Here is a 6,458-nt window from a genome sequence, read left to right as displayed (position 1 = left end):
GACCCCCACCGCGCGACGACCCGCCCGGAGGGCGGTGGGTGGGCGCGGCACGGCCGCCAGGCCGGCACGGCCGCCAGGCCGGCACGGCCGCCAGGCCGGCACGGCCGCCAGGCCCGACCTCGGCGGCTGCGCCGCCTGGTCGGGCCGGGGCGGGCCGCGGCTCAGGCCGAGCGCCCAGCGAAACCGCGTCCAGCGAATCCTCGGCCCCAAAAAACCCGGCGCCCGCCCCGGTCGGGATGGGGCGGGCGCCGGTCGTGTCCGTACGACGCTGTACGGAACGACTCAGGAGGCGGGCGGCGCGGTGAGGCCCGCCCGGCCAGGGCCCGTCAGGCCGCGAGCGCGCGGTCCGTCGGCCGCACCGGGTACGGCAGGGTGGACTGCCCCGTCAGATAGCGGTCCACGCCGCGCGCCGCCGCGCGGCCCTCGGCGATGGCCCAGACGATGAGCGACTGGCCGCGGCCCGCGTCGCCGGCGACGAAGACGCCGTCCACGTTGGTCGCGTACTCGGCGTTCCGCGCGATGTTGCCCCGCGTGTCCAGTTCGAGGCCGAACTGCTCGACCAGGCCGTTCTCCCGGTCGGTGCCGGTGAAGCCCATGGCGAGGGTGACCAGCTGGGCCGGGATCCGCCGCTCGGTGCCGGGCTTCTGCTCCAGCTTGCCGTCGACGAACTCCACCTCGACCAGGTGCAGCCACTGCACGTTGCCGTCCTCGTCACCCTCGAAGTGCGTGGTGGAGACGGAGTAGATCCGCTCGCCGCCCTCCTCGTGGGCCGAGGTGACCTTGTAGGTCATCGGCATGGTCGGCCACGGCTGGTGTTCCGGCCGGCTGTCGCTCGGCCGCGGCATGATCTCCAGCTGGGTGACGGACGCCGCGCCCTGCCGGTGGGCGGTGCCGACGCAGTCGGCGCCGGTGTCGCCGCCGCCGATGACGACGACGTGCTTGCCCTCGGCCGAGATCGGCGAGGTGATGAAGTCGCCCTCCTGCACCTTGTTGGCCAGCGGCAGGTACTCCATGGCCTGGTGGACGCCGTTCAGCTCGCGGCCCGGCACCGGCAGGTCGCGCGCCGTGGTGGCGCCGGCCGCGATGACGACCGCGTCGTAGCGGCGGCGCAGCGCCGCCGCGTCGATGTCACGGCCGACCTCCACGCCGGTGCGGAACTTGGTGCCCTCGGCGCGCATCTGCTCTATGCGGCGGTTGACGTGCCGCTTCTCCATCTTGAACTCGGGGATGCCGTAGCGCAGCAGGCCGCCGATCCGGTCGGCGCGCTCGTAGACGGCGACGGTGTGTCCTGCCCTGGTCAGCTGCTGGGCGGCGGCCAGGCCCGAGGGGCCCGAGCCGATGACGGCGACCGTCTTGCCGGAGAGCCGCTGCGGCGGCTGCGGGGTGACGGCGCCGGCCTCCCACGCCTTGTCGATGATGGTGACCTCGACGTTCTTGATGGTCACCGCCGGGCGGTTGATGCCCAGCACGCAGGCGGACTCGCACGGCGCGGGGCAGAGCCGGCCGGTGAACTCGGGGAAGTTGTTGGTGGCGTGCAGCCGCTCGCTGGCCGCCGTCCAGTCCCCGCGGTAGGCGTAGTCGTTCCACTCCGGGATCAGGTTGCCCAGCGGACAGCCGTTGTGGCAGAAGGGAACGCCGCAGTCCATGCAGCGGCCGGCCTGCTTGCTGATGATCGGCAGCAGCGAGCCGGGGACGTAGACCTCGTTCCAGTCCCTGACCCGCTCCTCGACGGGGCGGGACTTCGCGACCTCGCGCTCGGTGGAGAGAAAGCCCTTCGGGTCAGCCATGGGTCGCCGCCTCCATCATCTTCTCGTGGGTCTCGGACTCGGAGAGTCCGGCCCGCTCGGCGGCGTCCTTGGCGGCGAGCACGGCCTTGTACGTGGTGGGCATGATCTTGCTGAACCGGGCCAGCGCGCCGTCCCAGTCCTTGAGCAGCCGGTCGGCGACCGTGGACCCGGTCTCCTCGGCGTGCCGCCGCACCACGTCGTGCAGCCACTCGCGGTCCGCCTCGTCGAGATCCTCGACCTGGACGAAGCCGGGGTTGACCTGGGCGGCGTCGAGGTCGACGACGTAGGCGACGCCGCCGGACATGCCGGCCGCGAAGTTGCGCCCGGTGGCGCCGAGCACGACGGCCACGCCGCCGGTCATGTACTCGCAGCCGTGGTCGCCCACGCCCTCGGCGACGACGGTGGCGCCGGAGTTGCGCACGCAGAACCGCTCGCCGACCCGGCCGCGCAGGAAGATCTCGCCGCCGGTGGCGCCGTAGCCGATGGTGTTGCCGGCGATGGTGGAGAACTCGGGCAGGTGGTCGGCGCCCCGGTCGGGGCGGACGACGAGGCGGCCGCCGGAGAGGCCCTTGCCGACGTAGTCGTTGGCGTCGCCCTCCAGACGCAGGGTGACGCCGCGCGGCAGGAACGCCCCGAAGGACTGGCCTGCCGAGCCGGTGAAGGTGATGTCGATGGTGTCGTCGGGCAGGCCCGCGCCGCCGAACTTCTTCGTCACCTCGTGGCCGAGCATGGTGCCGACCGTGCGGTTGATGTTGCGGATGGCGAGCTGGGCCCGCACCGGCTGGGCCGCCTCCGGGGTGTCGGCGGACAGCGCGTCGGAGGAGAGCCTGATCAGCTCGTTGTCCAGCGCCTTGGCAAGGCCGTGGTCCTGCGCGACGGTGCGGTGCCTGGCGGCGCCGTCCGGCAGCGCGGGGACGTGGAGCAGCGGGGCCAGGTCGAGGCCCTGCGCCTTCCAGTGGTCGACGGCCCGCGACACGTCGAGCAGCTCGGCGTGACCGACGGCCTCCTCCAGGGTGCGGAAGCCGAGCTCGGCGAGCAGTTCGCGGACCTCCTCGGCGATGAACTCGAAGAAGTTGACGACGAACTCCGGCTTGCCGGCGAACCGCTCGCGCAGCACCGGGTTCTGGGTGGCGATGCCGACCGGGCAGGTGTCCAGGTGGCAGACCCGCATCAGGACGCATCCCGAGACGACCAGCGGCGCGGTGGCGAAGCCGAACTCCTCGGCACCGAGCAGCGCGGCGATCAGCACGTCGCGGCCGGTCTTGAGCTGGCCGTCGGTCTGCACGACGATCCGGTCGCGCAGCCCGTTGAGCAGCAGCGTCTGCTGGGTCTCGGCGAGGCCGAGCTCCCAGGGGCCGCCGGCGTGCTTGAGCGAGGTGAGCGGCGAGGCGCCGGTGCCGCCGTCGTGTCCTGAGATCAGCACCACGTCGGCGTGTGCCTTGGAGACGCCGGCGGCGACGGTGCCGACGCCGACCTCGGAGACCAGCTTCACGTGGATGCGGGCCGCCGGGTTGGCGTTCTTCAGGTCGTGGATCAGCTGGGCCAGATCCTCGATCGAGTAGATGTCGTGGTGCGGCGGCGGGGAGATCAGGCCGACGCCAGGCGTGGAGTGCCGGGTCTTCGCCACCCAGGGGTAGACCTTGTGCCCCGGCAGCTGGCCGCCCTCACCCGGCTTGGCGCCCTGGGCCATCTTGATCTGGATGTCGTCGGCGTTGACGAGGTACTCGCTGGTGACGCCGAAGCGGCCGGAGGCGACCTGCTTGATGGCGCTGCGACGGACGGGGTCGACGAGCCGCTCCGAGTCCTCGCCGCCCTCGCCGGTGTTGGACTTGGCGCCGAGCCGGTTCATGGCGATGGCCAGCGTCTCGTGCGCCTCCTTGGAGATGGAGCCGTAGCTCATCGCGCCGGTGGAGAAGCGCCTGACGATCTCGCTGACCGGCTCGACCTCCTCGATCGGCACGGGCGGCCGCTCGCCGTCCTTCAGCCGGAACAGGCCGCGCAGCGTCATCAGCCGCTCGGACTGCTCGTTCACCCGCTGGGTGTACTGGCGGAAGACGTCGTAGCGGCGCTCGCGCGTCGAGTGCTGGAGCCGGAAGACGGTCTCGGGGTCGAACAGGTGCGGCTCGCCCTCGCGCCGCCACTGGTACTCGCCGCCGATCTCCAGGTCGCGGTGGGCCGGGGCGACGCCGGAGACCGGGTAGGCCTTGGCGTGCCGGGCGGCGACCTCGCGGGCGATGACGTCGATGTCGGCGCCACCGATCTTGGAGGTGGTGCCGTGGAAATAGGTGTCGACGAACGCCTCGTCCAGGCCGACCGCCTCGAAGACCTGCGCGCCGCGGTAGGAGGCGACGGTGGAGATGCCCATCTTGGACATCACCTTCAGCACGCCCTTGCCCAGCGCCTTGATGAGGTTACGGATGGCGACCTGCGGCTCGATGTCCGGCAGGTAGGTGCCGCGCGCGACCAGGTCCTCGACGGACTCCATGGCCAGGTAGGGGTTGACGGCGGCGGCGCCGTAGCCGATGAGGAGCGCGACGTGGTGCACCTCGCGCACGTCGCCGGCCTCGACCAGCAGCCCGACCTGGGTGCGCTGCTTGGTGCGGATCAGGTGGTGGTGGACGGCCGAGGTGAGCAGCAGCGAGGGGATCGGGGCGTGCTCGGCGTCGGAGTGCCGGTCGGAGAGCACGATGATCCGGGCTCCGTCGGCGATGGCGGCGTCGGCCTCGGCGCAGATTTCGGTCAGCCGGTCGGCGAGCGCCTGGCCGCCGCCGCTGACGCGGTAGAGGCCGGAGAGGGTGGCGGCGGCGAACCCGGGCAGGTCGCCGTCGGCGTTCACGTGGATGAGCTTGGCCAGCTCGTCGTTGTCGATCACCGGGAAGGGCAGGGTGACGCTGCGACAGGAGGCGGCGGTGGGCTCGAGCAGGTTGGCCTGCGGGCCGAGCGAGGAGTACAGCGAGGTGACGAGCTCCTCGCGGATGGCGTCCAGCGGCGGGTTGGTGACCTGCGCGAACAGCTGGGTGAAGTAGTCGAAGATCAGCCGGGGCCGGGCGGAGAGCGCGGCGATGGGGGTGTCGGTGCCCATCGAGCCGATCGGCTCGGCGCCGCTGCCCGCCATGGGCGCGAGCAGCACCCGCAGCTCCTCCTCCGTGTAGCCGAAGGTCTGCTGGCGGCGGGTGACGGAGGCGTGGGTGTGCACCACGTGCTCGCGCTCGGGCAGGTCGGCCAGCTTGATGAGGCCGGCCTCCAGCCACTCGGCGTAGGGGTGCTCGGCGGCCAGCCGGTCCTTGATCTCGTCGTCCTCGATGATCCGGTGCTCGGCGGTGTCGACCAGGAACATCCGGCCGGGCTGCAGGCGGCCCTTGCGGACCACCCGGGCCGGGTCGATGTCGAGGACGCCGACCTCGGAGGAGAGCACCACGAGGCCGTCGTCGGTCACCCAGTAGCGGCCGGGACGCAGACCGTTGCGGTCGAGTACGGCGCCGACCTGGACGCCGTCGGTGAAGGTGACGCAGGCCGGGCCGTCCCAGGGCTCCATGATCGTGGAGTGGTACCGGTAGAACGCGCGCCTGGCCGGGTCCATGGTGGCGTGGTTCTCCCACGCCTCGGGAACCATCATCAGCACGGCGTGCGGGAGCGACCGGCCGCCGAGGTGCAGCAGTTCGAGGACCTCGTCGAAGGTGGCCGAGTCGGAGGCGTCCGGGGTGCAGATCGGGAAGAGTCGCTCGAGCCGCTCCGCGTCTCCGAACAGCTCACTGGCCAGCTGCGACTCCCGGGCCCGCATCCAGTTGCGGTTGCCGCGGACGGTGTTGATCTCGCCGTTGTGCGCGACGAAGCGGTAGGGGTGGGCGAGCGGCCAGCTCGGGAACGTGTTGGTGGAGAAGCGGGAGTGCACCAGGGCGATCGCGCTGGCCAGCCGGCGGTCCGAGAGGTCCGGGAAGAACGGCTCCAGCTGGCCCGTGGTGAGCATGCCCTTGTAGACGATGGTGCGGGCGGAGAGCGACGGGAAGTAGACCCCGACCTCGCGTTCGGCGCGCTTGCGCAGCGCGAAGGCGGTCCTGTCGAGCGCGAGACCGGTCTTCTCGCCCGCCGCGTCGGCGACGAACAGCTGCCGGAAGACGGGCATGGTCTCGCGGGCCGCGGCGCCGAGCAGCCCGGGGGCGGTCGGCACCTCTCGCCAGCCGAGGACGGCCAGGCCCTCGTCGGCGGCGATGCCCTCGATCCGGGCGACGGCCTCGGCGGCCTCGGTCGGGTCGGCGGGCAGGAAGGCGATGCCCACGGCGTAGCCGCCGGAGGCGGGCAGGACGAACGGGACGCTGTCGCGGAGGAAGGCGTCCGGGATCTGGATGAGGATGCCGGCGCCGTCGCCGGTGTCCGGGTCGGAGCCGGTGGCCCCACGGTGCTCCAGGTTCCGCAGAACGGTCAGCGCCTGGTCGACCAGCTCGTGGCTGGCCTCACCGGTGAGGGTGGCGACGAAGCCGACACCACAGGCGTCATGCTCGTTGCGTGGGTCGTACATCCCCTGCGCTACCGGGTGGGACGCAGAACGCATCCGGCTCTCCCGTCGTCGTCTTGGTCTTTTGCTGTTCCGAGGGACGACGTTGGCCCTGGTGTACATAAAATTTTCGTGCAGGTTACACGATGGTCCGGTTCCCGGGAAGCGGATAGCACAGT

The 6,458-nt window shown here is 71.8% G+C and carries 2 protein-coding genes; both read right to left on the bottom strand.

Annotation, left to right across the window (positions count from 1 at the left end; translation table 11 throughout):
* Window positions 1–326: 326 nt before the first annotated feature.
* Window positions 327–1,787, bottom strand: coding sequence for a glutamate synthase subunit beta (locus ACFWI8_RS32455; RefSeq protein WP_387098894.1), 1,461 nt, complete (start codon window positions 1,785–1,787; stop codon window positions 327–329).
* A complete protein-coding gene (gene gltB, locus ACFWI8_RS32450; protein WP_387098892.1) occupies window positions 1,780–6,336 on the bottom strand; it encodes a glutamate synthase large subunit in 4,557 nt (1,518 codons plus the stop codon). Before gltB ends, ACFWI8_RS32455 begins: the two co-directional genes overlap by 8 nt.
* Window positions 6,337–6,458 lie beyond the last annotated feature (122 nt).

Origin of the sequence: Streptomyces sp. NPDC127098 (genome assembly GCF_042722465.1) — a bacterium.
Taxonomy (GTDB): Bacteria; Actinomycetota; Actinomycetes; order Streptomycetales; family Streptomycetaceae; genus Streptomyces; species Streptomyces millisiae.
Note: the sequence above shows the minus strand (reverse complement) of the source record. Positions and strands in the feature narration are given on the sequence as shown.

Coding starts and splice junctions, on each gene's coding strand:
- gltB (WP_387098892.1), bottom strand. CDS start 6,336: ATGCGTTCTGCGTCCCACCCGGTAGCGCAGGGGATGTACGACCCACGC.
- ACFWI8_RS32455 (WP_387098894.1), bottom strand. CDS start 1,787: ATGGCTGACCCGAAGGGCTTTCTCTCCACCGAGCGCGAGGTCGCGAAG.